26 protein-coding genes are annotated in these 25,506 nt (G+C 44.1%); 13 read left to right on the top strand and 13 right to left on the bottom strand.

Going from position 1 to position 25,506, the window contains the following annotated elements; genetic code table 11:
* The first annotated feature begins 33 nt into the window (after positions 1 to 33).
* The 4 genes from DW835_RS07320 (at position 34) to DW835_RS07305 (ending at position 4,675) form a co-directional block, all read left to right on the top strand.
* Positions 34 to 1,401, top strand: coding sequence for an extracellular solute-binding protein (locus DW835_RS07320; RefSeq protein WP_117465128.1), 1,368 nt, complete (start codon positions 34 to 36; stop codon positions 1,399 to 1,401).
* A gap of 144 nt (positions 1,402 to 1,545) precedes the next feature.
* Positions 1,546 to 2,454, top strand: coding sequence for a sugar ABC transporter permease (locus DW835_RS07315; RefSeq protein WP_022313101.1), 909 nt, complete (start codon positions 1,546 to 1,548; stop codon positions 2,452 to 2,454).
* Positions 2,455 to 2,494: 40 nt separating this feature from the next.
* The gene (locus tag DW835_RS07310) at positions 2,495 to 3,340 is read left to right on the top strand and encodes a carbohydrate ABC transporter permease (RefSeq protein WP_118539901.1); all 846 of its coding nucleotides are present in this window, start codon (positions 2,495 to 2,497) and stop codon (positions 3,338 to 3,340) included.
* Between the two features lie 15 nt (positions 3,341 to 3,355).
* Positions 3,356 to 4,675 carry a glycosyl hydrolase family 28 protein gene (locus tag DW835_RS07305; RefSeq protein ID WP_118730918.1) on the top strand — a complete coding sequence of 440 codons (1,320 nt, stop codon included), beginning with the start codon at positions 3,356 to 3,358 and terminating at the stop codon, positions 4,673 to 4,675.
* Positions 4,676 to 4,750: 75 nt separating this feature from the next.
* On the opposite strand, the gene DW835_RS07300 is transcribed toward DW835_RS07305, so the two are convergent.
* Positions 4,751 to 5,278, bottom strand: coding sequence for a peptidylprolyl isomerase (locus tag DW835_RS07300; RefSeq protein WP_117568806.1), 528 nt, complete (start codon positions 5,276 to 5,278; stop codon positions 4,751 to 4,753).
* Between the two features lie 295 nt (positions 5,279 to 5,573).
* Between DW835_RS07300 and DW835_RS07295 the strand changes: the two genes are divergently transcribed.
* The 4 genes from DW835_RS07295 to DW835_RS07280 all read left to right on the top strand — a co-directional run bounded on the left by DW835_RS07295 (position 5,574) and on the right by DW835_RS07280 (position 11,543).
* Positions 5,574 to 6,497, top strand: coding sequence for a GNAT family N-acetyltransferase (locus tag DW835_RS07295; protein WP_118503190.1), 924 nt, complete (start codon positions 5,574 to 5,576; stop codon positions 6,495 to 6,497).
* Between the two features lie 383 nt (positions 6,498 to 6,880).
* Positions 6,881 to 8,632 (top strand): ammonium transporter, encoded by a 1,752-nt coding sequence (locus DW835_RS07290; protein WP_118730917.1) that lies wholly within the window; start codon positions 6,881 to 6,883, stop codon positions 8,630 to 8,632.
* 271 nt (positions 8,633 to 8,903) lie between these two features.
* Positions 8,904 to 10,298: an MATE family efflux transporter gene (locus DW835_RS07285; RefSeq protein ID WP_242993402.1), complete on the top strand. Its 1,395-nt coding sequence runs from the start codon at positions 8,904 to 8,906 to the stop codon at positions 10,296 to 10,298.
* Between the two features lie 255 nt (positions 10,299 to 10,553).
* Positions 10,554 to 11,543, top strand: coding sequence for an aldo/keto reductase (locus DW835_RS07280; RefSeq protein ID WP_022312343.1), 990 nt, complete (start codon positions 10,554 to 10,556; stop codon positions 11,541 to 11,543).
* Between the two features lie 44 nt (positions 11,544 to 11,587).
* Here the strand turns inward: DW835_RS07280 and DW835_RS07275 are convergent, their stop codons facing one another.
* Both DW835_RS07275 and hflK read right to left on the bottom strand, forming a co-directional pair.
* The gene (locus DW835_RS07275; RefSeq protein WP_022312342.1) at positions 11,588 to 12,457 is read right to left on the bottom strand and encodes a protease modulator HflC; all 870 of its coding nucleotides are present in this window, start codon (positions 12,455 to 12,457) and stop codon (positions 11,588 to 11,590) included.
* Between the two features lie 31 nt (positions 12,458 to 12,488).
* Positions 12,489 to 13,517, bottom strand: a complete 1,029-nt coding sequence (hflK, locus tag DW835_RS07270) for an FtsH protease activity modulator HflK (RefSeq protein ID WP_117465136.1) — start codon at positions 13,515 to 13,517, stop codon at positions 12,489 to 12,491.
* Positions 13,518 to 13,744: 227 nt separating this feature from the next.
* Here hflK and DW835_RS07265 point away from each other — a divergent pair, with 227 nt between their 5' ends.
* Positions 13,745 to 14,557 (top strand): polysaccharide deacetylase family protein, encoded by an 813-nt coding sequence (locus tag DW835_RS07265; protein WP_117465137.1) that lies wholly within the window; start codon positions 13,745 to 13,747, stop codon positions 14,555 to 14,557.
* Between the two features lie 230 nt (positions 14,558 to 14,787).
* On the opposite strand, the gene DW835_RS07260 is transcribed toward DW835_RS07265, so the two are convergent.
* From DW835_RS07260 to DW835_RS07230, 9 genes are all read right to left on the bottom strand, one after another.
* Entirely contained in the window at positions 14,788 to 15,156 is a 369-nt protein-coding gene (locus DW835_RS07260; protein WP_117465138.1) for a nuclear transport factor 2 family protein, read from the bottom strand.
* Between the two features lie 50 nt (positions 15,157 to 15,206).
* Positions 15,207 to 16,115 (bottom strand): radical SAM mobile pair protein B, encoded by a 909-nt coding sequence (locus DW835_RS07255; protein WP_117465998.1) that lies wholly within the window; start codon positions 16,113 to 16,115, stop codon positions 15,207 to 15,209.
* Positions 16,103 to 16,792 (bottom strand): radical SAM mobile pair protein A, encoded by a 690-nt coding sequence (locus DW835_RS07250; RefSeq protein ID WP_117465997.1) that lies wholly within the window; start codon positions 16,790 to 16,792, stop codon positions 16,103 to 16,105. Before DW835_RS07250 ends, DW835_RS07255 begins: the two co-directional genes overlap by 13 nt.
* The gene (locus DW835_RS07245; RefSeq protein ID WP_004853467.1) at positions 16,789 to 17,226 is read right to left on the bottom strand and encodes a radical SAM mobile pair system MarR family transcriptional regulator; all 438 of its coding nucleotides are present in this window, start codon (positions 17,224 to 17,226) and stop codon (positions 16,789 to 16,791) included. The genes DW835_RS07250 and DW835_RS07245 overlap by 4 nt, the downstream gene beginning before the upstream one ends.
* 118 nt (positions 17,227 to 17,344) lie before the next feature.
* A complete protein-coding gene (locus DW835_RS17945; protein WP_181968682.1) occupies positions 17,345 to 17,491 on the bottom strand; it encodes a hypothetical protein in 147 nt (48 codons plus the stop codon).
* A gap of 282 nt (positions 17,492 to 17,773) precedes the next feature.
* Complete coding sequence (locus tag DW835_RS07240; RefSeq protein WP_118730916.1) at positions 17,774 to 18,802, bottom strand: CPBP family intramembrane glutamic endopeptidase; 1,029 nt, start codon at positions 18,800 to 18,802, stop codon at positions 17,774 to 17,776.
* 28 nt (positions 18,803 to 18,830) lie between these two features.
* Positions 18,831 to 19,148, bottom strand: a complete 318-nt coding sequence (locus DW835_RS07235; protein ID WP_117465995.1) for a hypothetical protein — start codon at positions 19,146 to 19,148, stop codon at positions 18,831 to 18,833.
* Between the two features lie 119 nt (positions 19,149 to 19,267).
* Positions 19,268 to 19,429: a hypothetical protein gene (locus DW835_RS17940; RefSeq protein WP_015554547.1), complete on the bottom strand. Its 162-nt coding sequence runs from the start codon at positions 19,427 to 19,429 to the stop codon at positions 19,268 to 19,270.
* A gap of 166 nt (positions 19,430 to 19,595) precedes the next feature.
* Positions 19,596 to 20,036 carry a hypothetical protein gene (locus tag DW835_RS07230; protein ID WP_117465994.1) on the bottom strand — a complete coding sequence of 147 codons (441 nt, stop codon included), beginning with the start codon at positions 20,034 to 20,036 and terminating at the stop codon, positions 19,596 to 19,598.
* A gap of 623 nt (positions 20,037 to 20,659) precedes the next feature.
* On the opposite strand from DW835_RS07230, the gene DW835_RS07225 reads away from it, so the two are divergent.
* Entirely contained in the window at positions 20,660 to 21,082 is a 423-nt protein-coding gene (locus DW835_RS07225; RefSeq protein WP_118503181.1) for a hypothetical protein, read from the top strand.
* A gap of 171 nt (positions 21,083 to 21,253) precedes the next feature.
* Here the strand turns inward: DW835_RS07225 and DW835_RS07215 are convergent, their stop codons facing one another.
* Positions 21,254 to 22,282, bottom strand: coding sequence for a LacI family DNA-binding transcriptional regulator (locus DW835_RS07215; RefSeq protein WP_181968681.1), 1,029 nt, complete (start codon positions 22,280 to 22,282; stop codon positions 21,254 to 21,256).
* 184 nt (positions 22,283 to 22,466) lie between these two features.
* Here DW835_RS07215 and DW835_RS07210 point away from each other — a divergent pair, with 184 nt between their 5' ends.
* The 3 genes from DW835_RS07210 to DW835_RS07200 are packed head-to-tail and all read left to right on the top strand — an operon-like array spanning position 22,467 to position 25,498.
* Positions 22,467 to 23,717 carry an extracellular solute-binding protein gene (locus DW835_RS07210; RefSeq protein WP_118730915.1) on the top strand — a complete coding sequence of 417 codons (1,251 nt, stop codon included), beginning with the start codon at positions 22,467 to 22,469 and terminating at the stop codon, positions 23,715 to 23,717.
* A gap of 37 nt (positions 23,718 to 23,754) precedes the next feature.
* Positions 23,755 to 24,645 carry a sugar ABC transporter permease gene (locus tag DW835_RS07205; protein ID WP_118503177.1) on the top strand — a complete coding sequence of 297 codons (891 nt, stop codon included), beginning with the start codon at positions 23,755 to 23,757 and terminating at the stop codon, positions 24,643 to 24,645.
* A 7-nt stretch (positions 24,646 to 24,652) separates the two neighbouring features.
* On the top strand, positions 24,653 to 25,498 hold the full coding sequence (locus DW835_RS07200; RefSeq protein ID WP_117465990.1) for an ABC transporter permease subunit: 846 nt from the start codon (positions 24,653 to 24,655) through the stop codon (positions 25,496 to 25,498).
* Positions 25,499 to 25,506: the final 8 nt, after the last annotated feature.

The following is a 25,506-nucleotide window of genomic DNA, read 5'->3' as shown; positions in this document are numbered from 1 at the left end:
TTACCTTTCGATACCAAAAGGAGGGTTATATTAATGAAAAAGAGAGTTTTATCCCTGTTAATGGCATCCGCCATGATCGTCGGACTGACTGCATGTGGTTCTTCCAATGAACCCGCAGCTACCGCTTCCACCGACAGCGGTAATACCGCAACCACGACTGCTGACAACAGCGGAAGTGCAGCGGCCGGAAATGTATCCATGACATTCACCTGGTGGGGCAACCAGACCAGAAATGAACGTACACAGGCAGCCCTGGATCTGTATTCTGAGCAGAACCCCGGTGTTACCTTTGATACCCAGCCTGCAGAGTGGAATGATTACTGGACCAAGCTGTCCACACTGGCAGCAGGTAATTCCCTTCCTGAGTGCTTACAGATGGATTATTCCTATCTGGCACAGTATGTAGCAGCAGATCTGCTGGTAGACCTGACACCTTATGTAGAAGATGGTACGCTGGATGTATCTAATGTATCTCAGGGTATTCTGGATGCGGGTTCCATTGACGGTAAGTTATATGCAGTCTGTGCAGGAATGAATGCACCTTCCCTGTTCTACAACAAGACCTTGCTGGACAGCCTGGGAATCACTGTAAAAGATAACATGACAATTGATGAGTTCGAGGCAGTGGCACGTGAGGTTTATGAGAAGTCCGGTGTTAAGACTGATCTTCCTTACAGTGCAGGTGACAACTATCTGCCCTATGCAATGCGTTCTCATGATGTGGTGAAGCTGTTCAATGAGGATTCCCTCAATGTAACAGATGCAGCAAGTCTGGTACCGGGCTTCCAGATTTATGAAGATGGTGTCAAGGACGGATGGATCATCGGCGCAGATGTTCACGCTGAACTGACTTCCAACTCTGTAGAGCAGAGTCCTCTGGTATACTTCTCCTCCGAAGCAACCCAGTCCTGGTGCGGATTCTTCTGGTCCAACCAGCTGTCTGCTATGGTAGCGGCCGCTCCCGAAGGCATGGAGATCGGCATCACCACATGGCCTTCCGAGAACCCTCAGAAGTCTAACTTCTTAAAGCCCAGCCAGTTCTTTGCAGTATCCAGAGATGCCGGCGAGAATGAGGCAGAAGCTGTTAAGGTTGTAAACTATCTGTTGAACTCTGAAGATGCTAACAAAATCCTTCTTGGTGAGAGAGGTGTGCCTGCTTCTTCCGTAGTAGCATCCGCCATCGCTCCTCTGCAGGATGAGACTGCACAGGTGGTTACCAAGTATGTAAATGACGTAGTAACTCCCAACTGCTCCGCTATCAGCCCTGCGATCCCTGATGGAGCAAATGAAGTATATGATTACTACAACCAGTTGGTTGATAAGATCCTCTATGGTCAGATGACCGCACAGGAGGCAGCAGAAGATCTGTTCAAGATGGGCAACCAGATCATGTCCAGATAAGCTGCCAGGGCTTACATAAGCAGTAGCACAGTATAAGTATTACAACATTTTTAGAAAGACCAAATGGGTACTGTGGAAGATCCCACAGTACCCATTCTGAAAAAAGGCTGCTTCTATGAATGCTGCAGCAACGGAGGTAACGTTATGAAGACAACAAAGCATATGACTATCCGTCAGAAGCTGAATACGGAAAAGGCTGCAGGTATCGTATGTACTATGCCATTTATCGTTGGATTTCTGGCGTTTATGATTATTCCCATGTGTATATCGCTGTACTATTCCTTCTGCGATTACAACATTTTACAGCCCCCTACATTTACCGGCTGGGCGAATTTTAAGAGAATGTTTTCTGATGCAACGTTTTATCAGTCGTTGGTGGTAACTTTCAAATTTGCCATCATTTCGGTTCCGTTACGACTGATCTTCGCATTGATCGTTGCGCTGCTTTTATTTAAGAGTACGAAAATGACAGGCGTTTACCGTGCACTGTATTATCTGCCTTCCATCATCGGCGGATCTGTAGCAGTAGCAATCCTCTGGAAGAGACTGTTTGCGGTAGACGGACTTGTAAATAAACTTTTGATGGTGTTCGGAATGAAAGAGCCGGTAGCCTGGCTGGGAGATACCAGAACCGCAATCTGGACTCTGATCATTCTGGCAGTATGGCAGTTCGGTTCTTCCATGCTGATCTTCCTGTCTGCATTGAAACAGATTCCTGTCAGCCTTTATGAAGCGGCAAGAGTGGATGGTGCCAACGGATGGCAGCAGTTCTGGAAGATCACACTGAAGCTTCTGACTCCCACAATCCATTTTAACCTGGTAATGCAGATGATCAACGGTTTTCTGGCATTTACACAGTGCCTGATCATCACACAGGGTAAACCCATGAACTCTACTCTGTTCTACACGGTATATATGTACCAGCAGTCCTTCCTCTTCGGAAGTACCGGTTACGGCGCAGCACTGGCATGGATCATGCTGGCATTGATCGCATTTATTACATGGATCCTGTTTGCAACCAAAAAACTGTGGGTATACGATGGCGGTTTATAGAATCGGAAAGGTACGCCGCAACGCGTAAGTGGGTGTTATTATGAAAAGAAAAAAGACAATCAGCAATATTATATATCACATTTTAGTATGTGCCTTCGGACTGGTAATGATCTATCCGCTGGTATGGATGGTAATGAGTTCCTTTAAGGATACGAACACCATCTTTACCACAGCCACCAGCCTGATCCCGGAAAAATTCACATTACAGAACTATGTAAACGGCTGGAAGGGTTTTGCAAAGGTAGGTTTTGGAACCTTCTTCAAAAACTCTCTGTTTATCTCCATTACCGCCACCATTGGAACCGTACTTTCTTCCTCTGTGGTAGCCTATGGATTTGCCAGATGCAAATTCCCCGGCAGAAAGCTTCTCTTCGCAGCAATGCTGGCATCTATGATGCTGCCGGCACAGGTACTGATGATCCCTCAGTATCTCTGGTATCAGAAGCTGAACTGGGTTGGAACCAATCTGCCGCTGATCGTGCCTTATTGCTTTGCTATTCAGGGTTTCTTCGTTTATATGATGACAAACTTTATTGAAGGCATTCCCAGAGAGCTGGATGAGGCAGCAAAGATTGACGGCTGCTCCTATTATACCATTTTCACCAAGATCATCTTCCCGCTGATGGTTCCTACCATGATCACCGGATGTATCTTCTCCTTTATGTGGAGATGGGATGATTTCCTTGGAGCATTATTGTATGTCAACAAGACAGAGAAATATCCTGTCAGTCTGGCACTGAAAATGTTCTGTGACCCCAGTTCTTCTTCCGACTACGGTGCTATGTTCGCTATGGCGACCTTGTCTATTCTGCCTGCAGTATTGATCTTCTTCTGCCTGCAGAGATATCTGGTAGAAGGAATTTCCACTTCCGGCCTGAAGGGCTAAGAGAGGAGCAGAGAGATGATATACGATGTATTGGAATACGGTGCAAAAGGTGATGGCGTGACGAATGACGCTGCAGCCATCCAGAAGGCGATTGATGCCTGCAGCCAGGCTGGCGGCGGTAAGGTCCTGTTACAGGGAGGACATGTCTTCCGGAGCGGAACCATTTTTCTGAAATCAAATGTGGAATTTCATCTGGAGATGGGGGCTGTCCTGAAAGCCAGCGACCATCTGGAAGATTTCGATATGTTGAAAGTGGGAACCCCACAGATCAGCAAGGTAGACACTCCGACCTACAATGCCTGTGATTACAATGGAAAACCGACGCTGAATTTTGTATACAGCAAGGATGCCGAGAATGTGGCTATCACCGGATTTGGCAAGATTGACGGCAACGAGGAGATATTCTATGGAAAGGTGACCAAATGGCATATTGACGGATATTTTTATCCCAGAGTACCGTTGCTGTTCCTGGAAAATGTAAGGCATCTGACCATCCAGCAGGTAACCCTGACCGGCAGTGCATTCTGGACCACTCATCTGGTGGGATGTAAGGAAGTATTGATTGAGGGAATCCGTATTATCAATAATCTGCGTCTGGCTAACTGCGATGGCATTGATCCGGATCACTGCAGCAATGTGAGAATCTCCAACTGTCATATTGAATGCGCAGATGACTGTATTGTATTTAAGAATACGGCGGCTGCCATGGAATATGGTCCCTGCGAAAATATTGTAGTGGATAACTGTACCATGATCTCCACCAGTGCTGCTATCAAGTTCGGCACGGAGAGTGAAGCACCTTTCCGGAACATTTCCGTGACCAACTGTAGTATCCAGCGCACCAACCGTGCAATTTCCCTGCAGTTACGTGATAAAGGCTGTATAGAAAATGTGACATTCTCCAATCTGAATATCGATACCCGCCTGTTCTCCAAGGTACATTGGTGGGGCGAGGCAGAACCCATTACCATCACTGCGGTGAAGAGAAATACGGAGACGAATGTGGGATATATCCGGAATGTCCGTTTCCAGAATATCAACTGTGTCGGAGAGAATGGCATCCTGATCTATGGTGACGATTCGAAAAATATCCGGGATATCACATTTGACGGTATTCATGTCCAACTGGAGAAGAAGACGGACTGGCCGAAGAACTACCATGATCTGCGTCCCAACGAGGGAAATGTGATCCTGGAGGATTCTCTCAGAGTGCTGTATGCCCGCAATGCGGAAAATGTTCTGTTCCGGGATTTCTCTTATGAGATCGCAGAGGATATGAAAGGCGAAGTTGAAGATCCTGTATTCATCGAGAATTGCGAAAATGTGGAATATTGATCTGCCTGTGTGTAAATAAAAAAGGCCTCCGAAGGTCAGAGTGCATCTGATTTTCGGAGGTTATTTTTTGAAATCTTATCTGTCCAGCTTGTTGGGCTCGGGATAGGCCTCGCCGAAAGTATCTACGGTAACGCTTTCCATTACCTGATCCTCCAGAGGACGATCACTGTAATCAGTAGGGGTATCTGCAATCTTATTTACCACATCCATGCCCTCAATGACCTTACCGAAAGCGGCATAAGAGCCATCCAGGTGAGGACTGGTTTTGTGCATGATGAAGAACTGGCTGCCTGCGGAATCAGGATGCATAGCTCTTGCCATAGACAGAACGCCTTCGGTATGTTTCAGATCATTGGTCACGCCGTTAGCAGCGAATTCACCCTTGATGCTGTAGCCGGGACCACCCATGCCGGTGCCATCGGGACATCCGCCCTGGATCATGAAACCGCGGATGACACGGTGGAAGATCAGACCATCGTAAAAATGCTTGTTGATCAGACTGATAAAATTGTTGACGGATTCGGGGGCAATTTCAGGATAAAGCTCGCATTTGATCACACCGCCATCCTTCATAGTAATAGTAACAATAGGATTCTTTGCCATAATAATTTCCTTTCTTTCTTGACAGAAATAGAATAAAATGATATCAGGGTCAAAAGCCCCCGACTTTGATGCCTACGAATTGCTTCGTGCTACGCACTCTCACAATTATACCCAATATTCGCATATCGTGGGATTATCATCCCACTTTTATGCTCATATTGGAGCGGGTCCTAAGGTCTTTCACCCACCTATGAGCAAGCTCATGTGGGCTTAGACCTTTTGACCCTGGCATCATAAAATATAAATATTATTGTAATGGATTCCCGGGGAAACGTAAAGAGGAGAATTGCTGCAGATGGATTTTTTGAAGCAGGTGTCAATAGAAATATATCCGGAAGGTGCATCGGACGAGGAACGAAAAAGCTACAGTAAAAAATATGGTGCGCAGATGCACGCCCTGCTGGATGCGATTCGCAGACAGAGACAGGAAAGAGAATTTTCCCAACAAAGAAACGGGTCGGGAAAAGAGTGCTTCGAAGAGAAAAGCGTCCGGGATAGCATGATGTCCGGGTATGAAAGCGGGCAGGGAAAACTCTGGATCGTAGATAACGGAAAACGTGCACAGGAACTCTTGGAACAGGGCTGCCCGGTGCTTGTCTGGCTCCATGAGGACAACAGGGATCAGGATTTTAGCGGTGTCCGTTATGCCTGCGAAAATATCAGTGAACTGGATTTTGATTATCTGGAGAAGGTCTATCGCAGATACGTGGGCATTCCCTGGGAGATTCTGACCACGGAGAGGTGTCTCATCCGGGAGACCGGTGCGGAGGATCTGGATGCCCTTTATGAGATTTATGCGGATCCTTCTGTGACGAAGTACACAGAAGGACTCTATCCGGAGCGGGCGAAAGAAGAGGCCTATCTGAAGGATTATACGGAAAATATGTATTATTTTTATAATTACGGCGTCTGGACGATCTGTGACCGGATGACCGGACAGGTGATCGGCAGAGCCGGATTCTCCAACCGCGAGGGTTGCGAGGATCCGGAGCTGGGCTTCGTCATCGGTGTCCCGTGGCAGCGGCAGGGATATGCTACGGAGGTGTGTAAGGCATTGCTGGAATACGGGAAAGAGGAATTGGGATTTGAACAGGTGCAGATGCTGGTGATGCCGGAGAACGAAATATCCCTGCATCTTGCAGAAAGACTGGGATTTTCCCAACTGGATCAGGTCACCTGGGAAGGAACTTGCTATGAGCGACTTCTTATGGAACTGTAAAAATATAAAGAAAATATAAAAAACATGTTGACACTCTAAAACCACGGTGCTATACTCTCAACATAGCAAAGGCGCTACAGAATAAAACTGTAGCGCCCTTTTTGTTATGGCGACGAGGAAAGTGAACATCGTGCTGGCACGAATGGTCACTTGACGACCGCTAATCATACCGGGATGTATATCCCAGGTATTGTCCGGAAGTATCACAACGCGCGTGGCCGGACAAAAATAGCGTAAGGGTATGGTGGAAAACAGTTTGACTGCTATACCCTAAGGATGCGATGCAATGGGGCTTCGAAGGATGAGACCATAGTATCGCATATTTTTTTACACCGGTGAAGTATGGTGGAAGATATTTCACGAAGAGTGAGGAGGAAAATGTTATGACAGAAGAAATCTTAAGCGCAGTAGATGGTCAATTATTTGCAGTCTGGTTTCTGATCGGTGCGGCCCTGGTATTCTGGATGCAGGCAGGATTCGCAATGGTGGAGACCGGATTTACCAGAGCCAAAAATGCCGGTAATATTCTGATGAAGAATCTGATGGATTTCTGTATCGGTACTGTAGTATTTATTTTGATTGGCTTTGGATTGTTACTTGGTGAAGATGTAGTAGGTCTGATCGGCAAGCCGGGACTGGACATCTTTACTGCCTATGAGAATTTTGATTATTCAAATTTTGTATTTAATCTGGTGTTCTGTGCTACCACAGCTACCATCGTATCCGGCGCTATGGCAGAGAGAACCAAGTTCTTATCCTATTGTATTTATTCCGGTGTGATCTCCGCTTTGATATATCCCATTGAAGCTCACTGGATCTGGGGCGGCGGCTGGCTTTCACAGCTTGGCTTCCATGATTTCGCAGGTTCCTGCGCAATTCACATGGTAGGCGGTATCTCTGCTTTGATCGGAGCAAAGCTTTTAGGTCCCCGTATTGGTAAGTTTGAAAAGGACAAGAGTGGTAAGATTGTAAAAGTAAATGCATTCCCCGGACATAACCTTCCGATTGGATGCCTTGGTGTATTTATCCTGTGGCTTGGCTGGTATGGATTCAATGGTGCTGCTTGTACTTCCGTAGAGCAGTTAGGCTCCGTGTTCCTTACCACTACCGTAGCTCCCGCAATCGCAACTGTAGTATGTATGGTATTTACCTGGATCAAATATGGCAAACCTGATGTATCCATGTGTCTGAATGCATCTCTGGCAGGTCTGGTAGCGATTACCGCTCCTTGTGATGTGACTGACTGCTTCGGCGCTATCGTGATCGGTGCAGTAGCAGGACTTCTGGTAGTATTTGGTGTATGGCTTCTGGATTATAAGCTTCATATTGACGACCCTGTAGGTGCTGTTGCAGTACATTGCATGAATGGTATCTGGGGTACTATCGCAACCGGTTTATTTGCAACCACTTCCGCACCCGGCAATGACAGTGTGGTAGGCCTGTTCTATGGCGGTGGCTTCAGGCAGCTTGGTTTGCAACTGTTAGGTTTTGTAAGTGTGGCGGCATGGACTGCAGTAACGATTACTATTGCTTTCCTGATCATCAAGGCTACCGTAGGCTTACGTGTATCTGAGGAAGAAGAGATTGTTGGTCTGGACTCCTGTGAGCATGGTCTTCCTTCCGCATATGCAGGCTTCAGCATTATGGATATTTCCAACACTATGACCATGGAGGTAAATGAAAATACCAGCCTTGGCGTAAGTGATTATGACACAGCTTCCGCAGCCATGAAGGAAGCGGCAGTAAAGGTAGAGACAGCTCCGGCAGCAATTCCTGCAACCGGAATCTACAAAGTAGTGGTTATTGCAAAGCTTGCCCGGTTCGAGGTACTGAAGAAGGCTCTGAACGATCTGGGTGTAACCGGTATGACCATGACACAGGTCATGGGCTGTGGCGTACAGAAGGGTGCCGGCGAGATGTATCGTGGTGTTGAAATGGATGCGACCCTGCTGCCTAAGGTGAAGGTAGAAGTTATTGTCAGCAAGATTCCCGTAAGCGCAGTCATCGATGCTGCCAAGAAGGCTCTGTACACCGGACATATCGGCGATGGCAAGATCTTCGTATACAACGTTGACAAAGTAGTAAAGGTTCGTACCGGCGAAGAAGACTTCGCAGCTCTGCAAGACGTGGAGTAATAATGCCAGGGTTATAATCCCTAAGACACGATGTGCCTGCACGGGAGTGGCTTGCCCCTAACTTAGCTTTTATCTAATCCCTCAATTTGGTATATACAGGGCTGTGCCCGGATGCTGCGACTCATCCAGGTGCAGACAAGGATCCCCGGGTGCTTCCACCACCCGGGGATTTTCCTGCCCTGAGCTGTGGATAAGATTGCCCTCTTGAAAAGGTTCTGTGGAAATGATACTATCATCGTAGAAGTACAGATTTTCAAAGGGCATGATTTATATGGAAGAAAATACAAAGAAAACACAAAAGCAGACAGAAAATGCTATAGGGAAAGAAAACAAGATCGTAACGGGAGTCATCTGGCAGCAGCTGCTCCTGTTCTTTTTCCCTATTTTGTTCGGAACCTTTTTCCAGCAATTATATAATGCGGCAGATGCAGTGATCGTAGGGCGTTTTGTCGGAAAAGAAGCTCTGTCGGCGGTAGGTGGCGGCACCGGTACGCTGATCCAGCTGTTGGTGGGATTTTTCGTAGGATTGTCCAGCGGTGCCACGGTCATTATTTCCCAGTATTATGGGGCAAAACGTGCCGAGATGGTAGGCTATGCCGTACATACCTCCATTGCGTTCAGTCTGGTGGCGGGAGTCGGCATGATGATCGTGGGTATTACGGCGGCACCATGGGCACTGCGTGCGATGTCTACACCTGAGGATATTTTGGGACCGGCGACAACCTATATCCGAATCTATTTCCTGGGAGTCATCGGAAACCTGATCTACAATATGGGAGCCGGCATCCTGCGGGCTGTGGGGGATTCCAAGAGACCGTTATATTTCCTGATCGCCAGCTGCCTGACGAATATTGTGCTGGATATTGCATTTGTCATCGGACTGCATATGGGTGTGGCTGGAGCCGCACTGGCGACCATTCTGTCGCAGGCACTCAGTGCGGTGCTGGTATTGTGGGTGCTGATGCGGACGAAGGATATGCATCGTCTGGAACTGAGAAAGATCCGTTTTGATGGAAGAATGTTCCGCAGGATCATCCGGATCGGACTTCCGGCGGGATTGCAGTCGGTGATGTATACATCGTCCAATATTCTGATCCAGTCCAGCGTTAACGAACTGGGAACGGATACGGTAGCGGCATGGACAGCCTACAGCAAGATTGACAGCCTGTTTTGGATGATCGTCAATGCCTTTGGCATATCGATCACTACCTTTGTGGGGCAGAATTATGGTGCGGGGAAAATGGATCGTGTACACAAGGGAGTCCGTACCTGTATGGGGATTACAGCCGGGGCAACCGTACTGTTGTCCGTGATCCTCTATAATTATGCATCGATCTGTTATCAACTGTTTACCACGGATGCACAGGTGGTAGTGATCGGAGAACAGATTCTGCATTTTTTGGTACCTACATATTTTACCTATATTGCCATTGAGATTTTGTCCGGTACTCTGCGCGGTATCGGCGACAGCTGGCTTCCCATGATCATATGCTGCCTGGGGATCTGCGCACTGCGCGTGGTATGGATCCTGACAGCCGTACCTCTGAAAAATGACATTCTCACCATTGTATTCAGCTATCCGCTGACCTGGACGGTGACCAGTATTGCTTTTATTGTGTATTACCTGTTTTTCAGCCGGCTGAAGATCGTGGAACGTAAGAGATGATTTGTAAGATATTGCACTTTATTCTATAAAATTTGCATAGAAACGGGATGAAAATAAATTTATAATAATGTGTAACTATTCAGAGCCATGCAAAACTGTGTTCTGCGAATGCTTGCATTCAGGCAGATAAGCAGTTTTATATGGCGAAGTAACCTCATGAGCAAAAAGGAAGCCTCGCAGAGGCGGTTTTGCGAATGGGGTCTGAATAGTTACAATAATGTCTATAATGTTCTTTCGGAAAAAGGAGGTATTTAAATGTATCAGGCAGATGAAAAAAGATATGAAGAAATGAAATACAACCGCTGCGGCGCCAGTGGATTGCAGCTTCCGGCAGTCTCTCTGGGATTATGGCACAATTTCGGCTCCAATGGGAATTTTGATAATATGCAGGACATGTGCCACACAGCATTTGACCATGGCATTACACATTTTGATCTGGCAAACAATTATGGACCTGTACCGGGCAGTGCGGAGGAAAATTTTGGACGGATCCTTGCAAAAGGACTGGGAAGGTATCGAGATGAACTGATCATTTCCACGAAAGCCGGTTATGATATGTGGCCCGGACCTTACGGCAACTGGGGCAGCAAAAAGTATCTCGTGGCCAGCCTGGATCAGAGCCTGAAGCGCATGGGACTGGATTATGTGGATATCTTCTACCATCACAGACCGGATCCAAATACACCGTTGGAGGAGACCGTTCGTGCACTGGATGGCATTGTCAGATCCGGTAAGGCATTGTATGTGGGAATTTCCAACTACAATAAGGAGCAGACCATTGCGGCAGCAGAACTGTTCAAGGAGCTGGGGACACCGTTTATTATCAACCAGAGAAAATATTCCATGTTTGTAAGAGATATTGAGAAGGACGGATTGAAGGATTATGCGGCTGCCCATGGCATCGGCATCATTACGTTCAGCCCGCTGGCACAGGGACTTCTGACCGACCGTTATCTCCACGGTATTCCTGAGGACAGCCGTGTCCGTACCGACGGCAGATTCTTGAAAGAAGCGGCGATCGTGGAAGAGACATTGAAGAAGGTACGTGCACTGAACGATCTGGCAGCCCAGAGAGGACAGACCCTGGCACAGATGGCACTTTCGTGGATCTTAAGGGATGGGGATATTACCAGTGTTCTGATCGGAGCATCTAAGCCATCACAGATCCTGGATAATATCGGTATTGTACATGCAACCGCATTCAGTGAAGAAGAGAGACGCAGAATTGAGGAGATTCTGGCATAAAAAAGCCGGTGCCTGCAAGAATATTGCAGACACCGGCCTTTATGTTATCTTCCGTAGAAAATCTGCGCGATCGGGGAATCCGGAGACAGGATCACCGTCTTATTATCGCCGGTCATGGAAGCCTTCAGTGCATCCAGGCTTCTGACGAAGGAATAGAAATCCTGTTTGGATTCATCGGAATAGGCTTCTGATAGAATTCTCATGTATTCCGCTTCGCCCTCGGCAATGAGAATCTCCGCATTTTTATTGGCCTCCGACAGGAGAACATTGACTTCCTTATCTGTGGTATTGCGGATTTTCTGTGCCTCAGAGCTTCCCTCTGCGGTATAGGTTGCGGAGATGTTTTCACGTTCGGAGATCATACGCTCGTACACAGCGGCTTTGTTGTCACTGGGCAGATCCAGCTGTTTGGTTTCGAAGGAGAGCAATTCAATACCGTATTGCTCAGTGGTGTTCCCAATGTTTTTCATAATGGCTGCAGCCAGCTCTCCGTCACGCCCGGAGATGACGTCGTTCTGGGTCGTACTGCTTATGATATTTTTCGTAGAGTTATATACGATGGTGTCCAGACGGCTCTCTGCGTTGGAGATGGAGGAGTTCAGGGTCTGGGCAAATTTCAGAGGATCATTGATCTGCCATAAAATGTAACTGTCACAGATCATGGTCTTCTTGTCACTGGTGATGACATCGGAGGAAGACAGATCATAGAGCAGGATCTCCTTCGGAAGCTTATCGACGCTCTGTACAAAAGGAATCTTAAAGGTAACACCTGCAGAACTCACTACATGGTCTACTTTACCGAACTGTCGGATCAGACTGTATTCGTTTTCGTTGGTAACGACAATGCTGGAGGATCCGATGATCAACAATGCCAGTACTAATAGAATCAGAGATATATTTTTCACTTTTTTCATATTTATAAAACTGCCTTTCTGTAGACAATGGTTATTGTGCAGCTTCAGAGGTGCTGCTCTCCGAAGAAGCGGAAGCGGTACCTGTGAAGGATTCCAAAGGATAGAAGGTCTGTGTATTGCCGTTGGGGCTTTCGATGACAACCTTAAGGTCAGGCAGTACTTCTTCCATGGTCTCGTAGAACATACGCTGTTTGGTGACGGTCGGGTTCTTGATATATTCCTCGTACATAGCGTTAAAACGCGCAACCTGTGCAGTAGCCTCATTGATGCGCTCGGCCTTTTGCGCCTCAGCGTCTTTGATGATACCGTCGGCCTGTGCCTGCGCCAGAGGAAGCTGTTCATTGCGGTACTTATTGGCATTGTTCAGGGCAGTTTCTTTTCCCTGCTTGGCGGTTTCCACGGCCTTGAAAGCTTCCATGACTTCGGAGGTAGGCGGCTCGGAATCCTGGATTGTGATATTTACCAGTTGGATACCGATATCCTGTTCGCTCAGACGCTCCAGAATCATTTCTTTAATAGCGGCCTGAATCTCATTTTTTCCGGTAGTCAGGACATCGTCCACCGGATAACTGCCGATCACGGTACGGATACAGCTCTGGCTGATGTTACGCAGGATCAGTACGGGATCCTTGGATGCATAGACAGCTTTTACCGGGTCACTGAAACGATACTCTACGAAGAAATCGACGTTGACAAAATTATAGTCGGAAGTGATCATGAGAGAATCATCGGTTTCCGAAGAATTGGAATCTACATCATATCCCAGGGAAAATCCCTGAATGGTGGTATTTACTTTACGAACCTGCTGGATGAATGGTATCTTAAAATGAAGTCCGGGATCCGTTACCGCTTTGGCCTGGCCTAAAGTGATCAGAACCGCCTGCTCCTGTTCACGGATCTGGTAAGTGGAATTAAAAGCAAAAATAGCGATTACCAGAATCACAAGAATGATGCCGGGGACTTTCCACCAGCTTTTTTTCGTTTTTGCTGCTTCCGCGGTGCCGGAACCTAAATCTTCAAAGCCGTTCTGGCGATTACGGAAGGAGTTGAATTTTTTCATAAATATGCTCCCTTCTCATTGTAATTCGTTTATTGGTTGTATATTTTACTATATTAAAGGATGAATGAAAGGAAGGCAATGGAAAATTCTGCACGATAAAGAGGGTTAATGCCGGATTCTTATCAGTTGCAAAATTGTTCCAGTCGTAATATGATGAAAACATGTGGGATGAAAATTATCATATTTTAAAACCACAACAGAAATTACAGTAGAAAAGGATGGAAAAGATGAAAGTATATACTTGTTTTCCCGGCGGAAAAGCCAAAGCTCTGACCATGAGTTATGATGATGGTAAGTTACAGGATAAGCGGCTGATCGGTATTTTTAATAAATACGGGATCAAGGCAACCTTCAACCTGAATTACGGACAGGTCGGAGAGCGGCCCCGTATGACCTTCGAGGAAATGGAAGGATTATACGACGGTCATGAGATCGCAACTCATACCATGACCCATCCCACCATTGAGAGATGCCCACTGGTGGAAGTCGCAGAGGAACTGTTGGAAGACCGGAAAGGTCTGGAGAAATGGACCGGCCGGATCATCAGAGGACATGCATATCCCAACGGTTCTTACAGTGAAGAGATCAAACAGCTGTACCGTCAGTTGGGCGTGGCTTATGCCAGAGTGGTAGAGACGGTTCCGGATTTTGCACTGCCAAAGGATCCGTTGGAGTGGCATGCTACCTGCCATCATAATGATCCGAAGCTGATGGAGTACGCGGAATTTTTCGCCGATTTCAAGAAGAGCCAGTACCTGAAGCTGATGTATGTCTGGGGGCACAGCTACGAGTTCGATAATAATGACAACTGGGATGTGATCGAGAACTTCTGTAAATACATGGGCGGCAGAGACGACATCTGGTACGCCACCAACATCGAGATCATTGATTATATGGATGCAGCGAAACGTTTACAGTTCTCTGCGGATTACGAAAAGGTATATAACCCCAATGCCTGCAGCGTATGGCTGCAGTTAAACAGTGACAAGTGCGTGGAGATCGAGGGCGGAACCCTGGTGGATCTGAATACATTGCTGTAAAAAGTTAAGCCGGATAGCGATGACTGTCCGGCAGGTGTGCTGGAGAATACACTGATGAAAACCATAAAACTTGCGGACAGACAGTAAGAAAGATAGGATAGTAAAGACCGGATGGGGAGCTTATTTTTTGATAAGTTGTCGTGCAATTTATTAGAATGGAATTTTTGAAAGAGCCAGCACCTTGAATGGGCTGTCTCTTTCAATGTCACCTGTAATTGACAAACTTGAATTTATATAATTGGTGTGCCTATGTGCTTATCTATTCTCCATTGTGGAGGATTTCCATCATCAGCCCAGTATTCATCCATTGACGTAATTTTATCATTTGCTGTTCTTATGAATGACACCACATGGAAATATACACTTCTATCTTGGGGATAAACTTTTGTTACCGTGATGAATAAATCGCCTATCACTTCAACTCGTTCAACTGTTCCATCCCAATCACCTGGATATTCACAGTTTGCAATAATGAACTCATCGACCGTAAAGTGTTCGTTGGAACAATGCCAATTCACATACGCATCTTTGTGAAAAAAACTTCTGATTGTGTTCTCATCTTGAGCCAACACAGCCTTAATAAAACTGCATACATCCATAATTACTTACCTCGTCAAATTCCGATTTTCTCAATTCTCCAAACTGGAAATTAGCGATTTCTTTTTCCGGTATTCTCTGTCCCACGGATTTCCTCATGATAGAAATAATCTACAATCACCGGATGCCCCTGCGGGACTCTGCCATAAGGCATTTCATTATCCACAAAGGCACAATCATACTTCTTAGCCATTTTCTCAGCTTTTACTTCAAGTGCTTCAAAGTAGCTGCGGTTATGCTTGTTATAGATCTCGTCGTAAAGTGGTACAAGATCAGGATATTGTCCGGCGATATAATCCATAATTGTCTTTTTGAAACCGCCTCGAAGATTGAGATTTTCGAGCCAGAACAGATCGCACTGATCCTTTACCCGCTCAAAGATCGCTTCAAAGTCCGTGATACCGGGAAATACCGGGGATACGAAACAGACTGTACGGATCCCTGCTTCATATACCTGCTTCATAGCAGCGATACGACGCTCAATGCTTGAAGCAGAGTCCATATCGTTCTTGAAATTTTCATCCAGTGTGTTGATCGACCATGAAACGGTCACTCGTCCATGCTTTTTCAGCAGATCAATATCCCGTACCACAAGATCAGACTTTGTGCAGATCAGAATATCTGCGTCACTGCCGATCAGCTGCTCCAGAAGTTTTCTGGTATTCCCGAATTGCTCCTCCTGTGGATTGTAGCCATCTGTCACAGAACCGATGACCACCCGCTGTCCGGCATATTTCTTCGGATTTTTAATTTCCGGCCAATGCTTCACATCAAGGAAAGTGCCCCATTCCTCCTTGTGCCCGGTAAAGCGCTTCATAAAAGAAGCATAGCAATACTTGCAGGCATGTGTACAGCCCACATAGGGATTGACCGAGTAACCGCCTACCGGCAGACTAGACTTAGTCATGATGTTCTTTGTTTCCACCTCACGAATGAGGATTCCATTTATTACTTCTTCCATGATTTCTGTACCTCTAACACTTTATTAAATTCTTCCGGCATTTCCTGAATCATATTTTCATCCCCTATGATAGGGACAAGGTCTTCCTTCATAAACACCGGAATGCCGAGCTTATGTGCCTGGTCCGCCAGAGACCATGCCCATTCCGGCTCCGTATGAATCTTCCTGTTCTGAACTCCGGTCATGGTGCCGACAACGATCCAATTGATTCCGGAAAGGTCAACTGTGCCGGGATCGTCGAATAACGGCTCAAAGGTAACATGGTAATGTTTTGCTCTGACGTTTTTCCGAAGGGCATCGATACGCCACAGTTCTGCTTTCCTCGTCACCGTAACGCCAAACCATGCGTTTTCCAGATCGGTATCAAAATCCAGCAAATCAGGTCGCTTGGTAAGGAACAGGAACTGATGCTGCGGATTTTCACGGATCTTTGCAAGTACCTCGTCTCTCCATTCCGGCTTCCATCCGGAGAGATCGCTCATCCCGGTAAGAAGAAAGTTCTGCGGACGTTTCTTTTCCATCATCTTGAGCTTACCCGGAAAGAATTCAGGGTTAGCGAAGTCATCAATCATATGCCAGCGTTTCACGTTGTTGCGGGCATAGCAATATGTACACCCCACTGTGCAGCCAATGACAATATTCATGTTCTGAATCTGATCTTTGATACAAATACTCATGACTTCTGCCACTCCTCAAGATTCTTTCTGATGCGGTCGAGACATTCCTCAAACCGGGTAATTTCTTCCTCTGAAAAACCTTTGTAGTAAATACTGCCCATCTCATCAGATACAGAATCGTACTCGCCCTTTAAGGCATGTGCTTTCTCAGTCAGAAACAGGAGTGTTTTCCTTTTGTCCGTTTCAGACTGAACACGGCTTATCAGCCCTTGATTTTCCATTCTTTCCAGCATTGTAGTAAGAGATGTTATCGCTAATCCGCATTTAGTCGAGAGTGACCTGATTGAGATACCATCCTCCTGCCACAGCACATAAAGAATACGTCCCTGGGCTCCATTAAACGCATCAATATTCTTTTCACTGAGAATCTTCTCGAAAATCCGGTCTCCAAGCTGTTTTATTTTGGTGACAAGAAATCCTCCATTCATTTCCATACAAAATCTCCTATATAGTAGTTTATCAAAAACATACTATATAGGAGCTTTATTGTCAACAGTTTATATGTCCTAATAGGTAAATTCCGTTTTTTTCGATTCTCCAAACTGGAAGTTATTAGTGCTTATCTTTTAGAAAACAGCCAGCTACAGCGACGCCAAATCCAAGAAAACCTAGGACATATCCAAAGAAATTATTTGTTGTCACAGCAATTCCTAAAAGTATTGTTGCAATCCCCAATAACTCAACCTTAATTCCTTTCATAGCAAATACCTCCGTTACAAACTTGAATTTTCTTATGCTCCTGTTCTATTTTACAACCACAGTGTGGACAATATTCTTCACTATTTATAGGTACAACCCTTAATGATTTGCCACAGAATGGACATTGATTTTTGATTACAATTATGATTAACCTATTATAAGTTATGCCACTTCAATTTTTGCAAATATCATCCAATCTGCAATACATGAAATTAAAATAACTATTCCTAAAAATGCAGGTACTCCTGCAAATTGTTCTAAATAATTTGAATGAATTCAATATTATGCTTTTTTCTCCTTAAATGGCTTCAGAAAGATCACCCATCCATAGATCAGCAGATTCATTACCAGTGCCACAGGAATAGCTCCCCAGTGGGTTTGCTGATTCTGAAGTACATCCGCAGAGTACGTTCCTGAAAAAACTACCACCATATTATTATTCAGAAAATGAATAATTATCGGAACCCAGATATTCTGGGTTTTCATATAAGTATATGCCATAAAAATCCCCAGTGAAATACAGGTAACAAACTGGCTTGCCAGAGCCGTCAGCCCCATATCCGGCGTAGTGTAATAGAAGAAGTCTATTGGCAGATGCCATACAGCCCACACACAGCCCAAAAGGATTACGCCGCCTTTTAGTCCAAATTTTTTCTGAAGAAGAGGCTGAAGATAATATCTCCATCCGTATTCTTCTCCAAAGAATGCCACTACTGACAGGAAAAAGTTTACCAAAACAGTAAAAAAAATGATCCAGGTAGTAGGATTTGCCATTATTTTGCCAAATTCAGAAAGCTGGCCGCTCAGAGCACAGGCAATCACAAATCTGAGAAGATATAATCCAATAAACAACAGGATCATACGAATAGATATATTCCAATGTTCGCTGTTCAGTCCATAGGATCTGCGCTTTTCTTTACCGGATTGCAGAAGAAGAAGAATCCAGAAAATAACGCTGCCACCTATTATAACGTACTCCATGATCGTTGCCCACTGAGAATATGGCATGCTCATCAGATCTCTATTTTGGGGAGCCAGAACAGAAGCCGCCGTGCAGACAACCAGCACCGCCGTGAGAGCTACAAAGAATATGAAAAAAGCCGTTGGAAGATTTTTATCTCCTTTTTTGGTAATTAAATAAGCCATCATCACACCTGCTGCTGGATACAGCATCTGCGCATTTGGAAAAGCGCTGAGATCAAGACCTTTTCCATAGCCATACCACATCAGAAGTCCCATTACATATGTGATTCCGTATGCTATAATCACATAAATCAATAGCTGTTTTTTCTCTGTTTGCATAAATTTCATAATTTCCTCCTTGCAACTTCAAAGTTATTTACTTCTCTTCATACTTTTTAACGATAACTAAACTATAAACAGCCATAATTACAATTGTTTCCACCATCACACCAATAACCGACAACAGAACGTATGGTGTATTTTGACCATCTAACAGCGGAATTCCTAATATAACAAAAATGATTCCATAGATTATAAACAATAGTCCGCTCGCACGATTGTAACCTTTAACATCTTTTACTTTTATTGTTTCGGTATTAGCCCAGAATCCAACGGGATTCTTAGAAAACATATCTTTTATTCCTAATCCAATTATAAACACTCCCAAAAGTGACCATATAACAAACCCAATCATATTGTTTCTCCTTACAAACCGCATTAAAACCATAATGAGACACATTCTTGTATTTCCCAAAATCGAGATTTACTAATTCTACAAATCCCGATTTTCTCAATTCTCAAAACAGGAAGTTGTCAGTCCTTCTTGTTCTTTTCAATAGCATTAATAGTGCAAGCAAAACCTGTAATCATTGAAAGTAGTATTGCTCCACCCATTGCTTCGTTCATTCCAGCACCAAAGAAAAAACCGACCAACGCTGCAATTACCATAAGAATGATTGAAATGATTACTCTCATAATATATACCTCCATAAATAAGAATTTAAGGTTCTCTCTTATTTTCAAAATAAGCTTCAATCTTTTTATCTACAACAATTCCTACAGGTATCAAAACCAATAAAATAATTACCATTATTATCAATGTAAAAACCATCGCCCCATCAAAACATTTATCAGCAATAAGTTATTTTTCTTCTATAGATTCTGTTGCATTAGTTTTATATTTCTCTTCACATGCTTTTAAGTAATCAAAGCATAATCCACCATCACATCTATAGAAAAATGGATCTTTACAAATTGTATTATCACTATTGAGAATAAATACAGGTATGATATCTTTATCGTTGCTGTTTATATAACTAATTTTAAAACTGTATCCTGTTCTTCCAAGTGAAATGCCATCTCTTTTCATTGAAATACCTTGAATATTCGCCACTATATATTCGATATCTTCTGAATCGGTGATAGTAAAACCAGTTCCTGTATTTCCATCGAACACATTTATATGGTCTACCTCAGAAGGATTTACATTCTTACCGAATTTCTTTGGCATGAAATAGTAACCTACTGTTCCTACCAATAACACAGCAATTAAAATAACCAGAATACGCAGTTCCTTTTTCATACACTCTTTACCTCCACAAATATCGATTTTGTATAACAGTAGTCTAACACATGTTGATAAAAAGCACTACAGCCAAACTAATGTCTGTGATTTGCTTTCCATAAAATGTTCCTTTCAAAAATAAATTATATTTTCTATATTGAGGTGTTGAAAAAATGGTTCATAGACATTACCTAAGATGTGTATTCATTGCCTTAAATGTACAACTACATGAAGTATAGACATTATAATATTTATAGACACAAGAACAAAATAATAACTTAACGTTTCTAAAAATATAAAAAGGCTCTCCAGATTATCTGAAAAGCCTCTTAGGATTGTATTTGAATTTGGACTACTTGATTTTCTAACTGCATACGCAATTCGTGAAATGCATAATTATACTGTCTTGATATTAGACACACAAAGGTAAATAGGGACAAATATAATAAGTTATGATGATATTGAAATAGAAACAGGTAAAAAATATATTTTACCTACAATAGCTAAAACTAGGAGGGGAATATGTTATTATCATATCATGAATGTCTGGAAAAATATGGTACAGATTATCGAATTAAAAAAACATACAGGAAGGTCATCTATTTATAACAGAAAATGGTCTCTATTCAGAGGATAGGTATGTGCCGGAATTAGAGATCATCATGAAAAAAGATCCGAATGCAATACTGACACTTAACAGCGCATTTTATTATTATGGACTGACCGACACCATACCGGATCATTATTATGTCGCAACGCCCAAAAGTAATAGAAAAATTGAAGATGTACGGGTGAAGCAGATTTATGAGAACAGTAATGCTTTTGAAATGGGGAAGACAACGATAGAGTATGATGGAGTGGATATAACAATTTATAATGAAGAGAGACTGCTGATTGAATTAATACGTAATAAGCGCAAATTTTCTTTTGATCTATACAAAGAAATAATAAGTAACTATAGAAAGCTGATCCATAAAATGGACATGACACAAATTATGGAATATGCATATGAACTGCCAAAGACAAACATGGTGATGGAAACTATCAGACTGGAGATTTTATAAATGATTTCTATACGAAAGCAGATTGAGCAGGAAGAATATTGTTTTGATATCGCATATGATGATGAAGGAGCCAGTCTGCTGATTAATTCTAATGAGCAAATGTTAAGTGAAAAGCTATGGTCTTTATTAAAATTCGGAACATTTTCCGCAAGATTTAAGGATATATACGAATTATGTTTCACTGTGTAACACCGTGCTGTCTCGTTGAATCAAATGTGGCAAGGCGGTATAGGTCTGGATCAGCATCTCCGGGTTCTGTATCTTTTTCAGCAGAGATGCTCCGGCACGGGTGCCAAGACTGTACATATCAATATCCACGACAGTCAGAGATGGTGTGATCAGAGGTGCATAAGGGTAATTGTCGAAGGAGACAATAGAAATGTCCTCCGGAATGCGCAGGCGGAACTGACGGATTGCCTGGATGACGCCGACGGCGATAAGGCTGTTAAAGCACAGAATGCTGTCGGGAGGTTCCGGTAGTCGCAGAAGCTCCGTGGTATGTTGGATGATCTCTTCCAGATTGGAAGAAGTAGGGATGACATAAGCATCTCGGGGTGAGAGATTGTTGCGCTCCAGAGACAGCCGATATCCCAGGAAACGATCTCTGTAAATATTGTCTTTGTCAGAACCGCCGACGAAGGCAATTTTTTTATGCCCGAGAGAGACCAGGTGAGTGATTGCCAGATTAGAAGACAGAGAATGATTGGTGTCAATCCAGGACAGCATGGAGTCGAAAGAGGGTTTTCCGATACAGATATGCGGGAAATCGGTGGCTAATAGTACTTTCTCAATTGCAGGAGTTACGTAATAACCGTTGATCAGAATGCCATCTGCTTTTTTAGATTGTATGGCATTGATGATCTGCTCTTCAGCTTTTTCTTTGGAACGATCCAGATCCAATAAGCCGAGAAAATATCCTTTTTTGCGTAATTCATGGGACGAACCGGAGATAATGTCGAACATATGGGGATTCTCGTAGGGGCGTCCCTTGTAAAAACTGTCAGCATAGAGGACAGTTGTGCTGCTTTTTTTAACCAGGGATACTGCGGAAGAATTGGGAATGTAATTCAATTCGGCTACGGCATCCTGGATTCGCTTATAAGTGGAAGAAGAGACATGCATCTGATTGCTCAGTACTCGGCTGACTGTGGAAATAGATACATTGGCTTTTTTGGCTACATCCTTGATTGTTGCTACCATCTGAGATCCTCCATTGGTAAAACGTTTGCGTAAATTGTGCATTTTTTATGGGCTGTTTCGTTGCTATTTCGCAGGCGGTCTGCTATTTTTAGTATATCGAATTCGCAAAGAAGATTCAATACTTTTTAAACATAGCGCTGTGTTTTATAAAAGTAGAAAAACGTTTTATCAAAAGGAGGAAGCTATGAAGAAAAAAATTGCAATGTTGCTAAGTTCACTTTTAGTAGTATCCATGTTAAGCGGATGCGGATCAGAGGCAACCGTAAATACAGAAAGTAATGTAACCACGACAACGGAAAATCAGAATACGCAGACGACAGAGCCGGTGAATATTACCGTATGGCATTGTGCGGATGCCACTATTGCCGATACGTTACAGAAGCAGGTCGATGCACTGGCACTGGAGATTGTAGTCACTTTTGAAAGAAAAGAAAATATGTCGGATGCCTTAAAATTAGTGGGTGACGATCCGGAAAGTGCGCCGGATATGTTTATGTGGGCGCATGATAAAGTAGGTACCTTTGCACAGATGGGAATCCTGTCTCCGATTACCGATGTGTTGACGGAGGATGATCTGGCGGATTTCCTTCCTATGACGTTAAGCGCCGGGGAGTATCAGGGAGACAAATATCAATTACCGTTGTACTATGAAGCATTGCTGTTTCTGTACAATAAGGATCTGATGGAGACTGCACCGGAGACCACGGATGAACTGTTGGAACTTATGAAAAATGAGACCACGGCAGATCAGTATGTATTTGTCGAGCAGCATTCCACTTCCTATAATGCAGCAGCCTGGATCCAGGGCTTTGGCGGTTATCTGATCAATGAGAACAGAGAGCCGGGATTGAATCTGCCCCAGACGGTAGAAGCTATGGAATATCATAAGCAGTTTGTGTCATATATGCCGGCAGATGGTGAGTACAATACCGTGACAACTCTGTTTACGGAAGGAAAAGCAGCAAGTACTATCGGAGGTCCCTGGCTGGTACCGGGTATCAAAGAAGCCGGTATTGACTTGGGAATTGCGCCGATGCCGGTCCTGCCGAACGGCACATCTCTGACACCTTTTTCCGGAGTACAGGGCGTTCATGTACTGAAGCATGCAGCAGAGACGAAAAAGGAGGCGTTGGCAGAAGTGTTGAAGGTACTTGGATCCAAGGAGACCGGTGTGGCACTGGCAAATGCCGCAAGCTGTGCACCTGCCAACAGTAAAGCTTATGAAGATGCATCTGTGTCAGAGGACCAAATGATCATGGCACTGAAGACTATGGCAAACAATGTAGTACCTATGCCCAACATTCCGGAAATGGATGTGATGTGGTCAGTGACAGATGACCTGCTGGCAGCAGTGAATAAGCGTGGAGAGGATGTGCAGACGGCATGCGATGCACATCAGAAGGAAGCTTTGGAACAGATTTCTGCAATGCAGTAATTTGCAGATGTAATGACAGGTAAGGAGTGAAAGCAGGATGAAACGAGGAAAGAAGAAAGCATGGTTCTACAGTATGCCGTTTCTGATCATTGTAGGGTTGATGATTGTCGTGCCCTTATTGTATACCGTAGAAATATCCTTTACCAATATGAGTATTTATCATTGGAAGGATTATCATTGTGTTGGACTGGACAATTATAAAAAGGCATTGCTGGCTTTTGATTCTGGATTTCTTCCTGCTTTTTTACGGACTCTATTATGGACTGTATCCAGTATGGCATTACAGTTGATCTTTGGCTTTTTCGTTGCCGTTGGGCTGAATGCGAAGGGATTAAAACTGAGAAGGGTCTACAAGACTCTGCTGATCGTGCCCTGGGCGATGCCGGCATATGTATCAATTCTGTTATGGCGCATGGGAATTTTTAATACGGAATTCGGACTGTTTAATCAGATACTGAAACAGATTGGAGGCAAAACGGTAAATTTTCTGTCCACAAACGGTATGGCATTTATCAGTTGTCTGGTGGTGAACCTGTGGCTGGGAGTTCCGTATATGTTCACGATGATGGACGGTGCCATGCAGAGTATTGACCGGAATATCTATGAAAGTGCGGAATTAGATGGTGCGGGATTTTGGAAAAAACATTTCTATGTGACCATTCCACAGATTCTTCCCATTCTGATGCCGGTGATCATTATGGCTACATTCACGGCGTTTAAGCAGTTTGACATTGTGTATCTGATGACGATGCAGACCGGTTCGAAGACTGGTGCAGATATTAATACGGTAATCACCTATGTATATGAAAAAGCGTTTATTACCAGCAACTATGGATATTCATCCGCTGTGGCGTTTATTGTATTTGTGATTATACTGGTGCTTTACAAGACCATGAACCGAAGAGAGTTTTCAATCTCGGAACAGTGAGGGGAATATGACAGGGAAAAAAATTAAAGAAAAAGTAAAGCTGATATTGCTGAATATAGGATTCATTTTACTTTCTTTCCTGACACTGATTCCTATCCTGTATGCATTCAGTATATCTATCAGTGGGAGTAACAGTATTATTTCCACAGAATTTCATATTTTGCCGAAGACAATCACTATGGATAACTATATTACGATCCTGACGGAGAGACCTTTTGGGAGATGGTTTGTGAACAGTCTTCTGCTAAGCGCACTGACCGTTCTGCTAACTATGCTGGTGGCTGTGCCGGCTGCGTATGTATTTTCCAGAATGCGGTTTGCCGGACGAAAGAGGACTTTATATATTTTACTGGTGTTAAATGCGTTCCCGGCAATTCTCTCCATGTTTGCAATTTATCGGATTATCAAGACTCTGAATCTGTTGAATTCTTATATGGGATTGGTATTTATCTATGCGGGAAGTATGGCGATTTTTGTTTTCTGGAATATGAAGGGATATTTTGACAGTATTCCTGAGGCTATCGAGGATGCAGCGAGAATTGATGGTGTGAATGACAGACAATTGATCACGAAGATCGTCATGCCGCTGGCAAGGCCAAGCATCATCATCTCTTCTGTTCTGGTGGTGATCTATGTGTGGAATGAATATATTTTCAGCACAGTCTTTTTGTCAGGCGCGGAGAAAAATACACTGGCGGTAGCGCTGTATTCTCTGCAGGCTACGGACTATACGCGTAACTGGCCGCTTTTTTCGGCAGCGGCAATTCTGACAACACTTCCTGTATTGATTTTGTTTTTCCTGGTGCAGAAATACATGGTATCGGGACTGTCTTCGGGAGGTGTCAAAGGTTAAAAGCAGGA

Source organism: Clostridium sp. AM34-9AC (assembly GCF_003480225.1).
In the GTDB taxonomy this organism is placed as follows: Bacteria; Bacillota; Clostridia; order Lachnospirales; family Lachnospiraceae; genus Acetatifactor; species Acetatifactor acetigignens.
Note: the sequence above shows the minus strand (reverse complement) of the source record. Positions and strands in the feature narration are given on the sequence as shown.

Bases quoted from the DNA above. Each gene is read 5' to 3' on its own strand.
- DW835_RS07240 (WP_118730916.1), bottom strand. From the start codon at position 18,802: ATGAAATTTATGCAAACAGAGAAAAAACAGCTATTGATTTATGTGATT.
- DW835_RS07305 (WP_118730918.1), top strand. From the start codon at position 3,356: ATGATATACGATGTATTGGAATACGGTGCAAAAGGTGATGGCGTGACG.
- DW835_RS07205 (WP_118503177.1), top strand. From the start codon at position 23,755: ATGAAACGAGGAAAGAAGAAAGCATGGTTCTACAGTATGCCGTTTCTG.
- DW835_RS07310 (WP_118539901.1), top strand. From the start codon at position 2,495: ATGAAAAGAAAAAAGACAATCAGCAATATTATATATCACATTTTAGTA.
- DW835_RS07280 (WP_022312343.1), top strand. From the start codon at position 10,554: ATGTATCAGGCAGATGAAAAAAGATATGAAGAAATGAAATACAACCGC.
- DW835_RS07215 (WP_181968681.1), bottom strand. From the start codon at position 22,282: ATGGTAGCAACAATCAAGGATGTAGCCAAAAAAGCCAATGTATCTATT.
- DW835_RS07285 (WP_242993402.1), top strand. From the start codon at position 8,904: ATGGAAGAAAATACAAAGAAAACACAAAAGCAGACAGAAAATGCTATA.
- DW835_RS07235 (WP_117465995.1), bottom strand. From the start codon at position 19,148: ATGATTGGGTTTGTTATATGGTCACTTTTGGGAGTGTTTATAATTGGA.
- DW835_RS07290 (WP_118730917.1), top strand. From the start codon at position 6,881: ATGACAGAAGAAATCTTAAGCGCAGTAGATGGTCAATTATTTGCAGTC.
- DW835_RS07200 (WP_117465990.1), top strand. From the start codon at position 24,653: ATGACAGGGAAAAAAATTAAAGAAAAAGTAAAGCTGATATTGCTGAAT.
- DW835_RS07210 (WP_118730915.1), top strand. From the start codon at position 22,467: ATGAAGAAAAAAATTGCAATGTTGCTAAGTTCACTTTTAGTAGTATCC.
- DW835_RS07245 (WP_004853467.1), bottom strand. From the start codon at position 17,226: ATGGAAATGAATGGAGGATTTCTTGTCACCAAAATAAAACAGCTTGGA.
- DW835_RS07230 (WP_117465994.1), bottom strand. From the start codon at position 20,036: ATGAAAAAGGAACTGCGTATTCTGGTTATTTTAATTGCTGTGTTATTG.
- DW835_RS07315 (WP_022313101.1), top strand. From the start codon at position 1,546: ATGAAGACAACAAAGCATATGACTATCCGTCAGAAGCTGAATACGGAA.
- DW835_RS07265 (WP_117465137.1), top strand. From the start codon at position 13,745: ATGAAAGTATATACTTGTTTTCCCGGCGGAAAAGCCAAAGCTCTGACC.
- DW835_RS07255 (WP_117465998.1), bottom strand. From the start codon at position 16,115: ATGGAAGAAGTAATAAATGGAATCCTCATTCGTGAGGTGGAAACAAAG.
- DW835_RS07275 (WP_022312342.1), bottom strand. From the start codon at position 12,457: ATGAAAAAAGTGAAAAATATATCTCTGATTCTATTAGTACTGGCATTG.
- DW835_RS17945 (WP_181968682.1), bottom strand. From the start codon at position 17,491: ATGAAAGGAATTAAGGTTGAGTTATTGGGGATTGCAACAATACTTTTA.
- DW835_RS07320 (WP_117465128.1), top strand. From the start codon at position 34: ATGAAAAAGAGAGTTTTATCCCTGTTAATGGCATCCGCCATGATCGTC.
- DW835_RS07260 (WP_117465138.1), bottom strand. From the start codon at position 15,156: ATGGATGTATGCAGTTTTATTAAGGCTGTGTTGGCTCAAGATGAGAAC.
- hflK (WP_117465136.1), bottom strand. From the start codon at position 13,517: ATGAAAAAATTCAACTCCTTCCGTAATCGCCAGAACGGCTTTGAAGAT.
- DW835_RS17940 (WP_015554547.1), bottom strand. From the start codon at position 19,429: ATGAGAGTAATCATTTCAATCATTCTTATGGTAATTGCAGCGTTGGTC.
- DW835_RS07295 (WP_118503190.1), top strand. From the start codon at position 5,574: ATGGATTTTTTGAAGCAGGTGTCAATAGAAATATATCCGGAAGGTGCA.
- DW835_RS07300 (WP_117568806.1), bottom strand. From the start codon at position 5,278: ATGGCAAAGAATCCTATTGTTACTATTACTATGAAGGATGGCGGTGTG.
- DW835_RS07250 (WP_117465997.1), bottom strand. From the start codon at position 16,792: ATGAGTATTTGTATCAAAGATCAGATTCAGAACATGAATATTGTCATT.